The organism is Domibacillus aminovorans, from assembly GCF_001643235.1.
GTDB classification, from domain to species: Bacteria; Bacillota; Bacilli; order Bacillales; family Domibacillaceae; genus Domibacillus; species Domibacillus aminovorans.
In genome coordinates this window covers 1-16,699 of sequence record NZ_LQWY01000019.1, presented here as the reverse complement: position 1 = coordinate 16,699, position 16,699 = coordinate 1, and the positions used below count along the sequence as shown (strand labels likewise).

General features: G+C 37.2%; 17 protein-coding genes. 7 read left to right on the top strand and 10 right to left on the bottom strand.

What is annotated here, in order from left to right; translation table 11 throughout:
* Window positions 1–4 precede the first annotated feature (4 nt).
* Window positions 5–565, top strand: coding sequence for a TetR/AcrR family transcriptional regulator (locus tag AWH49_RS08455; RefSeq protein ID WP_063965333.1), 561 nt, complete (start codon window positions 5–7; stop codon window positions 563–565).
* Window positions 566–568: 3 nt separating this feature from the next.
* Window positions 569–1,951 carry a DHA2 family efflux MFS transporter permease subunit gene (locus AWH49_RS08450; RefSeq protein WP_063965332.1) on the top strand — a complete coding sequence of 461 codons (1,383 nt, stop codon included), beginning with the start codon at window positions 569–571 and terminating at the stop codon, window positions 1,949–1,951.
* Between the two features lie 129 nt (window positions 1,952–2,080).
* Here AWH49_RS08450 and AWH49_RS08445 read toward each other — a convergent pair whose 3' ends face one another.
* Window positions 2,081–2,470, bottom strand: a complete 390-nt coding sequence (locus AWH49_RS08445; RefSeq protein ID WP_063965331.1) for a VOC family protein — start codon at window positions 2,468–2,470, stop codon at window positions 2,081–2,083.
* A gap of 455 nt (window positions 2,471–2,925) precedes the next feature.
* On the opposite strand from AWH49_RS08445, the gene AWH49_RS08440 reads away from it, so the two are divergent.
* The 3 genes from AWH49_RS08440 to AWH49_RS08430 all read left to right on the top strand — a co-directional run bounded on the left by AWH49_RS08440 (window position 2,926) and on the right by AWH49_RS08430 (window position 6,109).
* Window positions 2,926–3,777 (top strand): DegV family protein, encoded by an 852-nt coding sequence (locus AWH49_RS08440; protein ID WP_063965330.1) that lies wholly within the window; start codon window positions 2,926–2,928, stop codon window positions 3,775–3,777.
* A 501-nt stretch (window positions 3,778–4,278) separates the two neighbouring features.
* Window positions 4,279–4,719 carry a DUF2087 domain-containing protein gene (locus AWH49_RS08435; RefSeq protein WP_063965329.1) on the top strand — a complete coding sequence of 147 codons (441 nt, stop codon included), beginning with the start codon at window positions 4,279–4,281 and terminating at the stop codon, window positions 4,717–4,719.
* 13 nt (window positions 4,720–4,732) lie between these two features.
* On the top strand, window positions 4,733–6,109 hold the full coding sequence (locus tag AWH49_RS08430) for an MATE family efflux transporter (RefSeq protein ID WP_063965328.1): 1,377 nt from the start codon (window positions 4,733–4,735) through the stop codon (window positions 6,107–6,109).
* Between the two features lie 101 nt (window positions 6,110–6,210).
* Here AWH49_RS08430 and AWH49_RS08425 read toward each other — a convergent pair whose 3' ends face one another.
* The 9 genes from AWH49_RS08425 to AWH49_RS08385 form a co-directional block, all read right to left on the bottom strand.
* Entirely contained in the window at window positions 6,211–6,435 is a 225-nt protein-coding gene (locus tag AWH49_RS08425) for a hypothetical protein (protein ID WP_063965327.1), read from the bottom strand.
* 438 nt (window positions 6,436–6,873) lie between these two features.
* On the bottom strand, window positions 6,874–7,818 hold the full coding sequence (locus AWH49_RS08420) for an NAD(P)-dependent oxidoreductase (RefSeq protein ID WP_063965326.1): 945 nt from the start codon (window positions 7,816–7,818) through the stop codon (window positions 6,874–6,876).
* 22 nt (window positions 7,819–7,840) lie between these two features.
* Window positions 7,841–8,773, bottom strand: coding sequence for a sugar phosphate isomerase/epimerase family protein (locus AWH49_RS08415; protein WP_063965325.1), 933 nt, complete (start codon window positions 8,771–8,773; stop codon window positions 7,841–7,843).
* Window positions 8,770–9,504, bottom strand: coding sequence for an HAD hydrolase-like protein (locus AWH49_RS08410; protein WP_063965324.1), 735 nt, complete (start codon window positions 9,502–9,504; stop codon window positions 8,770–8,772). Before AWH49_RS08410 ends, AWH49_RS08415 begins: the two co-directional genes overlap by 4 nt.
* A gap of 71 nt (window positions 9,505–9,575) precedes the next feature.
* Window positions 9,576–10,898, bottom strand: coding sequence for an ABC transporter substrate-binding protein (locus AWH49_RS08405; protein WP_063965323.1), 1,323 nt, complete (start codon window positions 10,896–10,898; stop codon window positions 9,576–9,578).
* A 37-nt stretch (window positions 10,899–10,935) separates the two neighbouring features.
* Window positions 10,936–11,574, bottom strand: coding sequence for a carbohydrate ABC transporter permease (locus AWH49_RS08400; protein ID WP_280512815.1), 639 nt, complete (start codon window positions 11,572–11,574; stop codon window positions 10,936–10,938).
* 200 nt (window positions 11,575–11,774) lie between these two features.
* Window positions 11,775–12,662, bottom strand: coding sequence for a carbohydrate ABC transporter permease (locus AWH49_RS08395; RefSeq protein ID WP_063965321.1), 888 nt, complete (start codon window positions 12,660–12,662; stop codon window positions 11,775–11,777).
* On the bottom strand, window positions 12,663–13,817 hold the full coding sequence (locus AWH49_RS08390) for an alkaline phosphatase family protein (protein ID WP_063965320.1): 1,155 nt from the start codon (window positions 13,815–13,817) through the stop codon (window positions 12,663–12,665). It abuts the gene before it with no gap.
* A complete protein-coding gene (locus tag AWH49_RS08385) occupies window positions 13,814–14,902 on the bottom strand; it encodes an ABC transporter ATP-binding protein (RefSeq protein ID WP_063965319.1) in 1,089 nt (362 codons plus the stop codon). The genes AWH49_RS08390 and AWH49_RS08385 overlap by 4 nt, the downstream gene beginning before the upstream one ends.
* A gap of 407 nt (window positions 14,903–15,309) precedes the next feature.
* Between AWH49_RS08385 and AWH49_RS08380 the strand changes: the two genes are divergently transcribed.
* Window positions 15,310–15,861, top strand: coding sequence for a GbsR/MarR family transcriptional regulator (locus tag AWH49_RS08380; RefSeq protein WP_063965318.1), 552 nt, complete (start codon window positions 15,310–15,312; stop codon window positions 15,859–15,861).
* Window positions 15,862–16,234: 373 nt separating this feature from the next.
* A partial coding sequence (locus AWH49_RS08375; RefSeq protein ID WP_244886786.1) for an FGGY family carbohydrate kinase occupies window positions 16,235–16,699 on the top strand: 465 nt, incomplete at its 3' end.

Sequence of the window (16,699 nt, the reverse complement as noted above, 5' to 3'; positions counted from 1 at the left end):
AAAAATGGATACAAAATCGCTAATGGTCGACATAGCGACAAAGCTCTTTCAGCAAAAAGGATATAAGGGTGTTGGGCTAAATGAACTATTGAAAGCTTGTAATATTACAAAAGGTGCTCTCTATCATCATTTTCCGAATGGAAAAGAAGAATTATTAATTGCTTGTCTACAATCTTTAAATGAAGCGATTACGACGGATATTGAATCGATTTTCCAACAACATCCGTCAACACAAGAAGCAACACATGCAATGATTGAAAAGTTAATTACGAACTTGGAAACAGACGGTACGATTACAGGCTATACGTTTAGTAGTATTGTGAGCGAAATGGCATCATTAAGTGAACCTGTAAGAAATGCTTGTGGAGCACTTTATGAAAAAATTCAGGACATCTACCGTAATAAACTATTAACAGATGGCTTTTCAATTGAATCCGCTTCCTCTGTTTCATTATTCATGACAGCTTCTATCGAAGGTGCGATGATGCTTTGTTTAACGCAAAAATCAACAGATCCTTTAAGAACCATATCGAAAATATTACCCAATTTATTGAAGGAGTTTTAACACATGAATAAAGAAATTAAAACAGGGCCTATTATGACTGCCCTGTTAGTAGCAGGTTTTGTCGGGCTGTTCAGTGAAACAGCCTTAAATATTGCCTTAGGCGAACTAAGTAACATTTTTAGTGTAGATGCGACCACGATCCAGTGGCTGGCAACAGGTTATTTTTTAACGCTAGGGATTTTAGTGCCCGTAACGGGGATTTTAATGCAAAAATTTACGACACGCCAAATGTTTATTACATCGGTAGCATTATCTATTATTGGAACAATCGTGGCTGCACTGGCACCCGTATTTAGCGTGCTATTAACAGCACGTGTCATTCAAGCAGCAGGGCTTGCGATTATTTTGCCGTTAACGCAAAATGTTATTTTCACCATCTTCCCACCGAATAAACGTGGTGGTGCAATGGGGATCATGGGATTAGTCATTTTAGCTGGTCCAGCATTTGGTCCAACATTAGCTGGTCTTATTTTAGATACATTATCGTGGCACTGGATTTTCTGGTTTACGATTCCATTCTTAGTATTCTCACTCATTTTCGGTTACATTTATATTCCGAATGTCAATGAAATAAGAAAAGTATCCATTGATATTTTATCGGTCATTTTATCGACGATTGGATTTGGTGGCGTTGTTTATGGCGTGAGTGTCGGTGGAGAATTTGGATGGACAAGCACGACTGTCCTAAGCACAGTCATTGTTGGATTCATCGCGCTTATTTTATTTGCGATTCGTCAAACAAAGATGGATACGCCAATGTTAAATTTAAAGGCATTTAAGCACCCCCAATTCGTACTTGGGCTTGCGATGAATATGATTACATTTTTAAATATGCTTTCCATGCTCGTTGTCTTACCAATGTTTATGCAAATGGCGTTATTAGTTTCTGCATTTACAACAGGGCTTATTCTGTTACCAGGTAGTGTATTAAACTGTATACTTGCCCCGACGATTGGCCGATTATTTGATAAATATGGTCCTCGTGCCGTCATTACACCGGGAACAATTTTAGTTGTGATTGGTTATGCCTTATATGCACAATATGGAACCGAAACAGCCTTATGGATTATGGTAATTACGCATATTGTCATGATGCTTGGTATCGGTATGGTCCTTGCATCTGTTCAGACGAACACATTAAATGCATTACCAAAACAGTACTATCCAGATGGCATTGCCATTTCTCAAACATCTCAACAAGTTGCAGGAGCAATTGGGATTGCCATAATGGTATCGATTTTCTCTGCACAACAAGCAAGTTCTTTAGCAGATGGAACTACGCTACCTGTAGCTGCTGCATCTGGTTCATCACTTGTGTTTAACATAAGTTTAATTTTAGCCATCATCAATGTTATCCTTTCATTGTTAATGAAAAAAACGCAATAATTGAATGAAACGAACAATAAGATAGAATATTCTTACCTATAAAAAACCGATTCCTATAATGGAATCGGTTTTTTAATTTGTCTTGTTAGCGACTAAAATAATTGCTAGTCTTTTTGATGTTTATCTCTTTTATTTAGACTCACTTTTTTCCATTATAGAAAAGTAATTTCCCTCATTATCGGCAAAGTTAAATACTCTTCCGGAAGGCACACTTACAATTTTTCCGACTGTGATATTTTTTTCCGAAAAGTCTTTATACAAACTATCAAGATTTTCCGAGAAAAACATTAACGAAGGTGTATTAAGGTTTAATTCAGGCTGCATTTTTGCAATTAGTTTCTTATTGTGGAGTATAATACTTGTTTCTGTTGCCTTTGTTGGAGCAATTTCAATCCATCTCAACCCTTGCCCGTTATCTTCCTCAGAAACTATACTAAATCCTACTTTTTCTGACCAAAATTTCAATGACTCATCTTGGTTATTTACATATAACATAATTTGACCAACTTTATTAATCATTTTCTTTCCCTCATTTCTGTTAGGTGTTTTTTGGAAATTCTTTTGTTGTTGGAATAAATTATACCATCTTTCAACGATTCTGCTTACATTAGTTAAATATAATCCTTCACAATCTCAATAGTGTAAATCAAATCAGTCTTGTTTTACTCATACTTCTTTTAAAATCAAATATCCAAATAACCCTCCTTTATTTATACTGCTTAACGCTTGTGTCAATTGGCATTGCTGCTTTGATGATTGCTTCAATAGACAAATTTTAAAAATACTCCCTTTCCTGTATACTTATGGATAGGAATTCGTTCTTTCAGTCAGTCCTGGATCCTGCTTTCATTCTGCCGTCAATATATAAAAAAATGCTGCACCTTATTAGAACACGTTTCCTCGGGTTCTAATGAAGGAACATTCAAGTCTTTATGAAGAAACGGGTAAGGCAAAACAAACAAGGAGGAGATACGATGCGGGAAATTATTTTTTCGACCGAGAGCGGAGCAGATTTACGAGGCGATTTAGCTCAAAAATATGGTGTCCAGGTCGTCCCGATGCATGTCATCATGGACGGACAGGATTATTTGGACGGCTTCATACCCGTTGCCGATATTTATGACTACTATGAACGCACGAAAAAAATACCTTCTACCACATCCACCAATTCCAATGAATATCATGATTTTTTCACGAAGATCAAAGCGGACTTTCCCGGTTGCATCATTATTCACATCGGCTACACGTCGCGTGCCTCTTCTTCTTTTCAGAACGCGACCATCGCAGCGAAAGAATTTGACGATATTTTTCTTATTGACGCCTTGAACGTGTCAGGCGGACTGATGGCGATTGTTATGTATGCTGTTTCCCTGCTGAAAGCGGAGCCTTCTATTGACCCTGCCCGTTTAATCGAAAAAATCGAATCACAGGTTCCTCAGTCTCGACTCGCGTTCGTTCCCGGCAGCCTCGATTTTTTAAGAGCAGGCGGCCGTGTCTCAAACGCCGCTTATCTCAGCGGATCTTTGCTGAAAATTAAGCCGCTCATTGAATTAGTTGATGGCAAGCTTGTATCGACAAAAAAATATCGCGGAAAAATGAGCCGCGTCATAGAGAAAATGATGCGCGATTATTTAAATGAGTACAATATTGATAAAGGACAGCTGTATTTCCTTTATTCAATCGGACTGGATGAAAGCATTAAAAGGCGGGTTGATGAAATCGCTGAAGAAGCCGGTTTCAAACACGTAACATGGATTGAAGCTGGTGCCGTCATTTCTACCCACGGTGGTCCCGGCGCCTTCGGAATTGCCGGATTAGAAATATAAATTTTTCATATGTTTTACAATAAAAATTTGATGCTCATAAAGTTCATAATTAGACACCCATGTTCCGCTCACGCCCAATGTAATAGCCAATTGCCGATTTCATGACCTTTACTTTGCTGATAGGTTGAGGTACACAAACTTGGCATACTACCTCTAATGGAGGTACCGCCAGCATTTCGGAAATTTTGTACGCTAGGCAAACATCAATATAAAAAAGTCGATTTCCTAATTAGGAATCGACTTTTTTATATGCTTGTTATTATTCATATCTTCTGATTTTTTCTAGAATTTATGATTTTGAACTAGATTCTTTAGAGTTATGTTTCGTTCATCAGAAATAAACTTTATTTAATTATGTTTGTTCATAAACAAACATACATGTAATTTGTTTGTTTATTGAATTGACAACAAATAAATTATATATTAATATGTTCGTTATTAACCAAACATTTATATTATATGTTTGCATTTCAGTAAACTTTGATTGGATGTGTTTATATAATGGAGATATCGGATTCTTTTTGGAATGCCTCATTAGCAGAACTGAAACAAGGATATATTCAGGAAAAAGATTCTTATATTTGCCTGTTATGCGGCAAGAAAATAGAAAAGGGGATTATTTATCCTTACGAGAAGTTAAAACAGAAGGAACGTCAAGCAAAGACCTTTTTGGCGATTATGGAACTATTAAAAGAAAAAGACGAGTATGCGCCAGCCTTTATACCTCCTCATAAGACAGCCAAAATGGTCGATGATCGATACGCTGTTACAGAAGAGGAACAACAAGAAATCATTAAGAAGTTTTTACCAGAAGGGGTAAGTGGACGATTAAAGAAATTTCCTACGAAAGAAAAACAACGACTGATTGTTCTTCGGGAAATCACAAAGCAATTCGAAAGTGACGTCATCTATACAGAAAAAGAAATAAATCAGCTTTTATAGGAGTGAAATTTCAATGAATAAATCTAATAATGAAAATAATGCTATGCCAATAGCTAAACCTATGATTGCTTTTCTCATCCCTGTAATTTTCGCCAGTGTCTTACAATCATTAGGTCAAGTCTTTGGAATTATCATCGTTGGGCAAACACTTGGAGTGAATGCACTCGCAGCTATTTCGGCATTCTTCCCATTACTCTTTTTCCTTATATCCTTCGCAATTGGAATTGGTTCAGGAAGCTCGATTCTGGTTGGGCAATCTTATGGTGGGGGAAATATTCCAAAAACGAAGGAAGTCGTTGGCGTCACGCTAGCTTTTACAATGATTGCTTCGGTTGTGATCACCATTTTTGGCAGCATCTTTACAGAGAATATTTTGAAATGGATGGGAACACCTGAGAATATCCTTCTTGAAAGTGTAAACTATGCTCGAATATTGTTTGTTACGTTGCCCATTACTTTCTTGTATATAGCATATACCACTTTTATGAGGGGTGTCGGCGATTCCAAAACGCCCTTTTATTCTTTAGTTATTAGTATCATGTTAAATATCTCACTGCTACCGATTCTTATGTTCGGTTGGCTTGGGTTACCTAAATTCGGATTAAATGGCGCTGCATATGCAGCTGTATTATCCAATTTCATTACCTTTGTGTTGCTGTTAGCATACTTACACAAAACAAACCATGTGCTGAAACTCGATCAAACAATTTTGAAAAACTTCCATTTAAAAGGTGCGATATTAAAAAGCTTACTGACATTAGCGATTCCTACTAGTATTAGTATGGTTGCGATCGCCATGTCGGAAGTCGCTGTCATTACATTCGTCAACGATTATGGTTCCAATGCCACAGCTGCATATGGTATTGTGAATCAACTTGTAAGCTATATACAAATTCCTGCAATGAGTATTTCCATTGCGATTTCAGTCTTTGTTGCTCAAGCAATTGGATCGGGGAAAACTTCTACTATCCAAAATATTACGAAATTAGGGATTAAACTGAATTATCTCCTTGGTGGAGGCCTCATACTGGTTGTTTATCTCTTCTCTGATCCCATTTTAAAGGTGTTTTTAACTAATGCTGAAACGATCGAGATTGCCAAAAGCCTTATTGTCATTTCATGTTGGGGTTATGTACTTTTTGGTCATATGCAATCTCTGTCTGCAACAATGCGAGCAACAGGTACTGTTTTGTGGCCTACGCTGTTTACAATTGCGAGTATTTGGCTGATTGAGGTACCGACTGCCTACTTTTTGTCGCATTACACCGAACTTGGTATCAAAGGTATATGGTGCGCATACCCTGTTGCATTTATAGTTAATCTGATCGCTCAATCTACTTATCATCATTTTATCTGGAAAAAGAAACCCTTAAAAACATTATTGAATTAAACTTACAAAACAATGAAGCTGTTTGTTCCGTTTTTTAACAAATAGCTCCATTTACTCCATTGATTATCAAACCATTTATTTCCCTCTATTTTACCTCTTTTTCATTTCTCTGGATCACTTATTGCTAAATTAGAAAGAATTTGTGCTGCACGTGATCTTTTATGATTATCACGATTGTTTAGGTCTTGTAATAATTGATCCCAAACTTCATATGCCCAGTCTACTTCTTTTTCTGTTATAGTTAATAAATTCTTATAAGCTTCATATTGGATTTCTTTATCTGTTGATTTTAAATCCTCAAAATACCTTTGAACTGGTGCTTCCATTGAGCAATCAAAAGTTGTTTCAGCGACCTCGATTAATATCCGAATAACGAATATTCTTACTTAATTGTATCGTATATAGCAAGAGCCGACACTATCTTTAGTATCGGCTTTCATTTTTAAACAACTTTATTAGTACACAACATTAAAAGCATTCCTGTTGAAAACAGGAGTGCTTTTTTTTCAGTTTACGAGCGCTTTTTTTGTTAACATGAAATTATCTTGAGAAATAAAGAAAAGGAGCGGTAATCATGGTCAAAAAACAATCCCTCTATTCTTGTTATTAGGCGCAGCTTTGCTTTTAAGCAGGTGTGAAAATTAAAACCCTCCTAAAACTTATAAAGTAACAGCTGAATTTTGTCGTGTTTCTTCTATTAAACAATAAAAAATAGCCCTCCTTTAAGAGAGCTAAGAGGGCAATGAAAAGCATTATACGAGATCTTACACTTTTAGTTGATTTAAATTGTTTTGTGGCATTTCATTATTCTGTATTTTCAATATATTTTGAACAAAGTAACGGTACCTTTCTTTATGAAACTTTGTACCATCAGGCATACCTGCTGTATGAGGGGTTATGATAACATTGTTCAAAGTTCTTAGCTCACTGTCCAAGCTTAAAGGCTCCTCAGTGAATACATCAAGACATGCACCGCCAATCACATTATTCTTTAGAGCTTCAATCAAATCGTCTTCACATACAATAGGTCCTCTTGCCGTATTCACAAGTAACGCATCGTTTTTCATTTTATTCAAGAACGTTTTGTCGACCAAATTCCTTGTAGATTCGTTAAGAAAAGTATTGATTGTAATAACATCAGAATTTTTAATCAGTGTATTCAAATCAACCATTTCAACGTCATCACTTTCAATATTTTTATTCGGGTCGTACGCAAGCACTTGCATCTTAAAGGCTTTTGCCAGTTCAGCAACTCTGGATCCAATGGCCCCAAAACCTATAGTACCAATTGTTTTTCCAAGTAACTCACCGCCTACGTACTCCAGTTTAGTTTCATCTTCTCTATTCTTCATAAATTGATCCAAAAATGAGATGTTCTTATAATAACCAAGAATTAAAGCCATAATATGTTCTGCTACTGCATTTGCATTTACCCCAGCCGCATTACTCACCCAGATTTTTCTTTTTGTACAAGCTTCAATATCAACATTATCAAAACCCGCACCCGTTTGAACACACTTTAAATTTCGAGCTTTGTTCAATAATGCTTCGTTTACTTTAATATGCTCTGGGATTAACACATCCGCATCACTAATAAACTCGTCAACATGTTCAGGTTCAACAATTCTGATTTTCCAGTGATCCGGGAACGAATAAATCACTCTCTGTTTAGAATGTTCGTTAAAGTATCCTATAATCAATACGTTCAAGTAAAACAACTCCTTGTACAGTTTATGCATTTGCCCAAGCCTCAAAAAAAGTACGTTTAATATTTGCAATCACTAGTTGTGGAGATTTATGTTCTAGACATCCTACCTCAAACGTGATTACCGGCTTTCTTGTTGGTTTTGGACTATTAAAAAAGTTTATATCGTTTAACGTTCTGATGAAATTCATTAGTTCAACAACGCCCACTTCAGAATCCTTAACTCCAAATGGAATATGCTTGTCACCAAAATAACTGACTTGCCTGTCTTTAATATAACTATTTCCGATATGAATATGTGTTAAGAAATCTTTGGCTAGCCATAATGATTTATTGGGGTCCTCTCCCATGATCGGGAGGTGACTTTGATCAAGCAGAAGGCCGAAATTGCTGCATTCACTTTGTATTGTTCTCGCAACATGAACGGCCTCATTCGTTGGACCAAGCAAATACCTTCGATCCATATAACGATCCCCTGTTTCCAGAGAGATGCAAAGCTCATACGTGGTTGTTTTATCTTTAGCATACTTGCAGAGTTTTATTGTAGAATCAATGAAAGCATTAATGCTATGTTCCCTGGACTCTTCTCCTTCAAATTTCCCGGTCACAATGTGCATGATTTTGGCGTCCATTTCATAACAATGATCGATAAGCATCTTGCATTGTTCAATGGATTTGCTTCTAATCTCAGGATTTAGAGAGCTTAAATTGATATTAAGCTCTCTAAATGCATCTCCTCCGTTGAAGATAGTTTCGACACAACTATACTGCATATACTTCTTGGCAAGCTCTCTTGCGTTCTTATCTGCAATATACGATACTTCAACTGCAGTAAAGAAGGGATCTTCCAGTATTTTCATGAGACTTGAAATCATCTGATCAGGGTTCGTTTGTGAAAATGGGAATAACTTGGGCAGAACAATACCTATGAAAGCTTTTTTTTCTACTGGCTCCTTCACACTATTTTACCGGACAGGATGAGCTCAGGCAGTTCTTTCACTGTTTCAATGACATGTGTATGGCGATATTTCCCCCAAACCTGGATTGGCGTCGATCCTTGGGTCACTCCGATAACAGCTTTACAGCCTGCGTTGTAACCTTCCAGCATATCGGCGGGTGTATCGCCAATTTTAATGACTTGTCTTACATTTTGAACATTCAAGGCTTCCATCGCTTTGAAAATCATAAACGGAGCCGGGCGTCCTTTCCCTTCAGGAACCATGTCAAGGTCAACCGCGTAATCAATCAGGCCACTGTTAATCCAGCCTAGCTTCTCCATAATTACGTTATTAATGTCCTTATGAAACCCTGTTCCTGTCGCCACTTTAATGCCATTTTCTTTGAGCCACTTAAGAGTTTCTGTTGCCCCTTCAATTTCTTGGCAATTTTCGTTATAATATGAAATCATATATTCTGTATATTTTTGATATAATTTTATAGCTTCATCATGTGTCGAATCATCGATATCTACTTCGAAATTTTTAAAGTCAATATAGTTCCCTTTGGTTCTTGCGATTAAAAATTGGTATAAATGGATTTTATTCGTACCCATATGTGTGCTGATTTCATCTTTGGTAACGTTTAATCCGTATTCTGTCGCCGCCTTATAAAGGCAGTCCCGAACTCCATTATTATCCTGCACAATCGTTCCTGCCAAATCAAATACTGCTAATTTGATATTATTATTCACTTGTAAAATCTCCTTTTTATATGTTTTAGATTGTTCTCCCCGCAAATTATACGAGGAGATTTATGCTGTTATTATTTTTGATTCAACACTTTATCAAGCTCTTTCTGCGCTTTTTCTTTTGCTTCCTTAAGAGCTTCAGCGGCAGGCTTGTTTTCAATCAATACCTTATCTTTTGCCAGTTCAATTTCAGCATATATTTTACCTCCTGTAGGATCTACGAATGGAGGAATACCTTTTGTCTTTACTTGTTCAATTGGAACTGCCAGGTATGGATTATCTTTTAGTTTATTTTGGAATACTTCAGTATTTACAGCGCTGTCTCGAACTGGGATATATCCTGTTTCAGCAGCCCAATATGCTGTTTGATTTGCTTCAGTAAAGAATTTTACAAACTCCCAGGCTCCTTTTTTCTCTTCATCAGATGAATCCTTAAACATATTGAACATTACAGAGACAGCAACAGGCCTTGCTTCGCTTCCCTTAAATCCTTTTTGCATCCCTGTTGCTACTTTAGAGAAGTCCAAATCTCCTCCGTCACCGGAAGAACCTGTGTATCCTGCCGATTTGCCATTCATTACATTATCGATTGTTTTGTACCACCATTCCCAGCCATTACCACCGTAGACAGTATCCATAATTTCATCTTCATGAATCCATTTTCGAACATTATCCCAAGCATAGATCCACTCTTCTGAATCAATTGTCACTGTTTTACCATCTTTACTTACGACATCTCCACCTGCAGATCTGGCATAATCAATCATATGCTCTGTATACCACATCACTGACCAACCGGTAATTCCTTCTTTTTCCTTAATAAGTTTCGCCGCTTCAGCTAATTGTTCAAAGCTATCCAATGAGTCGAAGTCTACATTGTGCTTTTCAAAAATATCTTTTCTGTAGTACATCATTTGTGTAGCTATATATGCCGGCACACCTAAAGTTTCATTATTATACTTACCTTGGTCCAGTAGCAGAATATCACTTTTGTTATATTCAGACTGATTGATATATTCATCTAGTGGAAGCAACACTTTACTCTGAGCCAGCTTCATGAATTCCGGATAAGCGTTAATAGCTAATGCAGGCGGATTTTTAGCCCCAAGTGAAGCTTGAAGAGTTTGTAATGTTTCACTATAGTTACCTTGTACGATAGGAACAATTTCATACTTTTCGTTACTGCTGTTAAAATCCTTAATGATTATATCCATCGTTTCCCCAAGTTTTCCTCCAAGGCCGTAATAGAACTCTATTTTCGTTTTCTCTTTTGTTCCCTGCTCTGCTGTTTCTTCTGCTAAATTATTCTGCGAGCATCCAATGACTCCGACCAAGATTAGAGCTATACTTATGAAATAAAGAAATGCTTTTCTTATGTTATTTTTCTTGTTTCTCATTTAAATAGTTCCTCCCGATAAATGTTGTTTAGCATTTTCATTTGTTAACATAGAGGTTAGCCATCGAATTAATTATTCTTTTATTTGAAACAGCTAACAGAATAAACATAGGTAACAACGACACTGCGCAAGCAGCCATAGCAAGCGGGAAATCCGTTCCATAGCCTGCCTGACTCATAAACAGCCTTCGAAGTCCAATCGTGACAAACATGTTCTCCTCTGCCTTGATAAGTAATGAAGGCCACAAATAGTTGTTATAGCAGTATATAAATGTAATTAACACCAAGGAAGCAATCGCATTTTTACAATAAGGAATATATATAGTGAAAATAAGCCTCAAATGGCCCGCCCCATCCAGTTTAGCTGCATGTACCACTTCTTTGGGCACCTGTATAAAGGATTGTCTTAGAAAGAAAATGGCAAAAATACTTATAAATTCGCTAAAAATATAGCCCACATGAGTATCCAACAAATTCATATTCGAAATCAGAATAAATGAAGGAATATAGGTTATAGCTGCGGGCAGCATGTATGTTGCCAGAATAAGAACAAAACAAAGCTTCACCCATTTTTTTTGTATCGTTACAAACACGTACGCCGAAAAAATGGCACATAGCAATTGAACAATAATTATCAGTACACCGACATATATACTGTTCCATAAATATAAAAGCATCTTGGTTTCTGTAAATACTCTAATATAGTTCTCAAATTGAAATGTTGATGGCAGTATCTTGCCGCTGTACAGCTCGTTTTTTGGCTTTACTGATATCAGGAACATCCACAAATACGGAAAAATCATGATAAAGCTTAACAAAACCAACGTTACATAATTTACGAACGTCTTTAAATTTGCAAAGTACAAAAGATTTCACCTCAATTTCTAATAAGTAATTTTGATACAAAATAATTGATTGCACTTATAAAGAGGCAAATTATAAGGAAAACAATAGCCAATGCTGATGCTGGCCCCGTTTCGTACCATTCAAAGGCTAGTACATAAAAGTAGTACAGGATTGTCGAGGTCGCACCTGAAGGCCCCCCTTGCGTTAAAATGTAAATTTGGTCATATGCTTTTAGAGAATCAAGCGTAAACAGAATAAACAAAAATACAAGCATCGGAGAAATTGCCGGCAGCGTAATTCTAAATAATTTTCTGAACCCACTCCCCCCATCCAATTCATTCGCTTTTTCCACTTCCGGATCTAGTTTCGCCATAGCAGAAGTCAGTAGCAATATCGCAAGTCCTAGATACTGCCAAACAGTAACAATGATGACAACAATCATCGCGGTGGTTTGTCCCCCTAGCCATTCGACGGGCTCCAAGCCTATTACCTTTAAGATGGTATTGATTATTCCTGTATCTTTTTCAAAAATACTGACCCATACCATCGAAATGACAACCGTTGGTGTCATCCACGCTGAAAACATTGTAGCAACAAAGAAATTCCGAAGTGCTTTTATTTTGTTTAACCTGGTAGCTACATATAGCCCGATGATAATAGGTGGCACAACGGTGAAAAAGGTAAATACCAGCGTATTCATTAACACCTTCACAAAAAATTGATCGCCTATAAAATTTTTGTAATTCTCTATTCCCACATTGTTATACGTTGGTGAAATGTAGTTCCAATCCGTGAAACTAATTAAAAAAGTTTTGATCAACGGATATATCCAAAATATGGCTAAAGGGACTAGTGTCGGTATCAATAACGTAATCGCCCATAGGTTATCTTTCAAATTTCTATTGATGAACCTAATCATCTACTCATTCTCCCTAATGATTTCTTTAATAACTTTACCGTCACAATGATGAGGTATTTGAAACAAGCTTGCTAAAGTCGGTGCAATATTCTCAATTTTTTCTTGTTCGATCCATTTCCCTCTCTCAATTTGACTGCCGATACACACCAAGAATCCATTCATTTCATCGACAGTAGTTGGGTTATAGCCATGTAAGCTTTTCATATCCTCGTATTGAGGTTGTTCTCCTGCCATGATATCCTCGCCGCATACATTGGGATTCAGATTCAAAATGCCAACAGGCTTATAGCGGGAATAATTCTTGCATTCAATATAAGCAAAATCAGAAACTTCAGGAAAATTAGTAAAATAAGAGATTATTTTTTTATTTTCCTGATCATCCAACAAACTGTAAAATAATAGTGAACCACTCCCGTCACCTACAAATCTTATTTGGTCGTTATATAAATTTTGATTCCATGGGCTTTGTCCCAATATTTGATTTGGGTAGAAGAAAGATTTTACGTCGCTCTGACCATGGTCAGAAAATATGATCAAATTGAATGATGCTTGGAACTTTAACAATGCATCATAAATTTGAGCTATGTAATCCACAAGAAGCTGAATATATTCAATCGCCTCATCAAAGTCTTTTCCATATTTATGAGCGAGAGCGTCATAGCCCACGAATCTGGACGCAACAAAATCAACAGAGCTTGATTGTATGGCTAGAATCGTTTTATTTAATGCTATGTTGTCGAGTGAATATACTGGATTGGGCTCTTGGATTGATTTTTTACTGTTAGCTTCAGTAATAAGGTAATCAATATAGGTGTTGCCTGAAGTCAGAGGCCAATGAATACAGCTACTCGTCAATGAATGCTTGGATAACGAATGAAATAACGTTTGCTTGTGCAAATCGTCTTTGTCAATCAGTGAATGATCACCGTACAAAGATATTCTTTCCAACGTTTTTGAATCAGTTATTACATTGTCAAATACGAAATGTTTGTCATGCTTACTTCCAGTAATAGCAGTAGCATGAGCATTAAAAGTAACGGAAGGAAATGTTGTGATCAGTTTATGGCAATAGGAGTAACCATTATTTATAAATTTCTGCGCATAACGTTCGAATATTTTATATCCAATTCCATCCAGAGAAACCAGAACATTCATACGAAGTACCTTAAATTTTTTTGAGTTCTTATATTGAACACATTTAATTTGCTTGCAATTATACCAACATTTAACTTTTCACCTTTTGAATAGATTCGATCAAAGCTCTTCTTCACAATAAAATTCAAGTCTTTATAGATGAGGTGCAGCAGTACATCCGTTCCAATTATTTCAGTAAACGCTACTTCCATCTCCAAGGTGTCCTCTTTCTTCTCTTCAATTAAGCAGTGCTCTGGTCTAATACCAGCAATAACCTTAGGATTTTCGTTAATCAATTCTATTGGCAAGCCCGTTTCTAATAAAACGCCGTCAATATCTATGAATGCTTGTCCATGATGGTCAACCAAAACGGCATTTAAATAGTTTATTGGCGGTGTACTAATGAAATTCGCCACGAACATATCGACAGGATAATCTAGAATTTCCATCGGAGTTCCTATTTGTTTGAACTTTCCGTCCGCCATTATGGCGATTCGGTCGCCAAGAGTGACGGCCTCTACTTGATCGTGAGTAACATATATAAACGTGGAATTCAAACGTTCATGTAGCTTCTTGATCTCAATTCTCATTTCATTTCTTAATTTTGCATCCAAGTTGGACAGCGGCTCGTCCATCAGAAATACTTCGGGCTCTTTAACAATAGCCCTCCCGATGGCTACCCTCTGTTTCTGTCCTCCTGACAATTGACTAGGGAATCGGTTCAGCAATGAATCAATTTGCAGAATTTCCGCCGCTGACTTAATTCTTTCATCTCTTTCCGGCTTCTTTACTTTCTTTATCTTCAGCCCATAAGCCATATTTTCATAAACCGTCATGTGAGGATAAAGGGCATAGTTTTGAAAAACCATTGCTACTCCTCGATCCTTGGGCTCTACTTCATTAACGCAGACATCTCCAATATATACTTCGCCTTTATCAATATCTTCAATTCCAGCAATCATCCTTAACAATGTGGACTTTCCGCATCCTGATGGACCAAGCAATACCAGAAACTCCTTGTCTTTAATGTTAAAGCTTATATCATCCAAGATTTTTTTTTCATTGGAATATTTTTTTGACAATAGCTTCAAGTTAATACTTGACATTATTAAAATCCCCCTCAAAATTTTTCATAACTGGCATCGTTCTGGGACGTTCAGGCGGTGCTGTTCACATTACCCGCAATGATCCTGCTGACGATGTTTTGGGTTTATTCTGCTCGTGTATGTCGTCTACCTTAGCTATACTTAATCGGACTATTTAATTCGGTTTAAAGTATTCATTGATCTTCGAAGCAATATTAGTCAGTATTGGTCATGGCGCAATTCTCCGTTCAAATTTTATTGTAAACATGATAAAATAGGCTTATAAAGGTTGATAATTGCCCTTCGTACAAAAATTATTGTACACTTAAAATACACTTTGTTTGTTAACTCAACGTCAAGATTATTTAATTTTTTTGTAAATCTGATCACATCTGTGTTAATAATAAGGGGCAAAGGGGAGTATCGGAATGAGACGAATAACCACGCAGGATCAAGAGCCAGTGCCGCGCCGCAACGAATTGCGCGCCCAGGTCATAGAGGCTATCGCACAGACGATGGATCTGTATGGCGCAAACCATTCATTCGGTAAGCTATACGGTATCATGTTTTTTGAAGATAAGCCGATGACACTTGAAGACATGAAAGACCATATGAATATGAGCAAGAGCAACATGAGCTATGCCGTCCGGTCGCTGCTGGATTCCAAAATGATAACCAAACTAGAGGAGAAGAAGGAGCGAAAGGATCAATATGTGGCGGAGACCGATTTTTTCACGACATTCCGCAACTTTTTTACATTAAAACTACAGCGGGAAATCGATATCATGCTCGTCGCGATCAACGGGGTAATTCCCGAGCTTTCGGAAATTGCGCTTACAGAGGACATAGCCGATGACGAGAGGCAGGAATGCCTACAGGACCTGTATAAGCTGCGCCACGCGGTCAGCTATTACACCTGGCTTCAGGAGTTCGTGGACCAGTTACGGGACGGGGATTTTTCAAATCAAGTGACCGACTGACGAAAAAATAGATTCCTTCTTAACCTGAATTGATAAATTAGGATACCTTTGGCATCGAAGGCTTCTGGTTCTGGTACAAAGATGGCACGTATTTGAAAGAAGTATATAGACTTAACGTCTTTAAAAGATATTAATTACAATGGAAAAATTGTATTGGAACCTTTTGTAAAAAGTGCTGGACCAGTTGGCAAAGATTTGAGAATTTGGCGCGATTTAAGTGAAGGGGCCGATGCAAAAAAGTGGACGAGGATTTGCAAGAAAGCTTGAAGTATTTAAAGTCTTTGTCCGGCAATAATATAATGATATGAATAGGTTTTAAAGAGGCAACGGGGCAGTGTCTGAGCCCTTTTTTAATTGGTTGGAGGGATGGGAAATGAGTTATTTAATGGGCATTGATTTAGGTACATCAAGTGTGAAAACTGTTATTATGGACGAGAACGGCTCCATAAAAGGTACTGCTCAACAAAGCTATGAAATTATTATTGAAAAGAGCGGTTATGCTGAACAAGATCCTAATGTCTGGTGGAAAGCGGTTGTATTGACGATTAAACATGTCTTGAATAAAACGGGTATACATTCTAAAAAAATTAAAGGAATCGGTTTTTCAGGTCAAATGCATGGGTTGGTAATGATAGACCGAAATCTCCTTCCTATACGTCCAGCAATTATTTGGTCGGATCAGCGTTCTAGAAAAGAAGTAGCGGAAATCTATTCGTTAGCCATCCATGTAGCGCAAAATCAGCGCTACACCACAGCTGATGAAAATGTGTGCAGAACGGGTATTGGATACTACGGCTGGGAGAGGAAGGTCGATCAACTATGGTGCCATAGAGCCCAT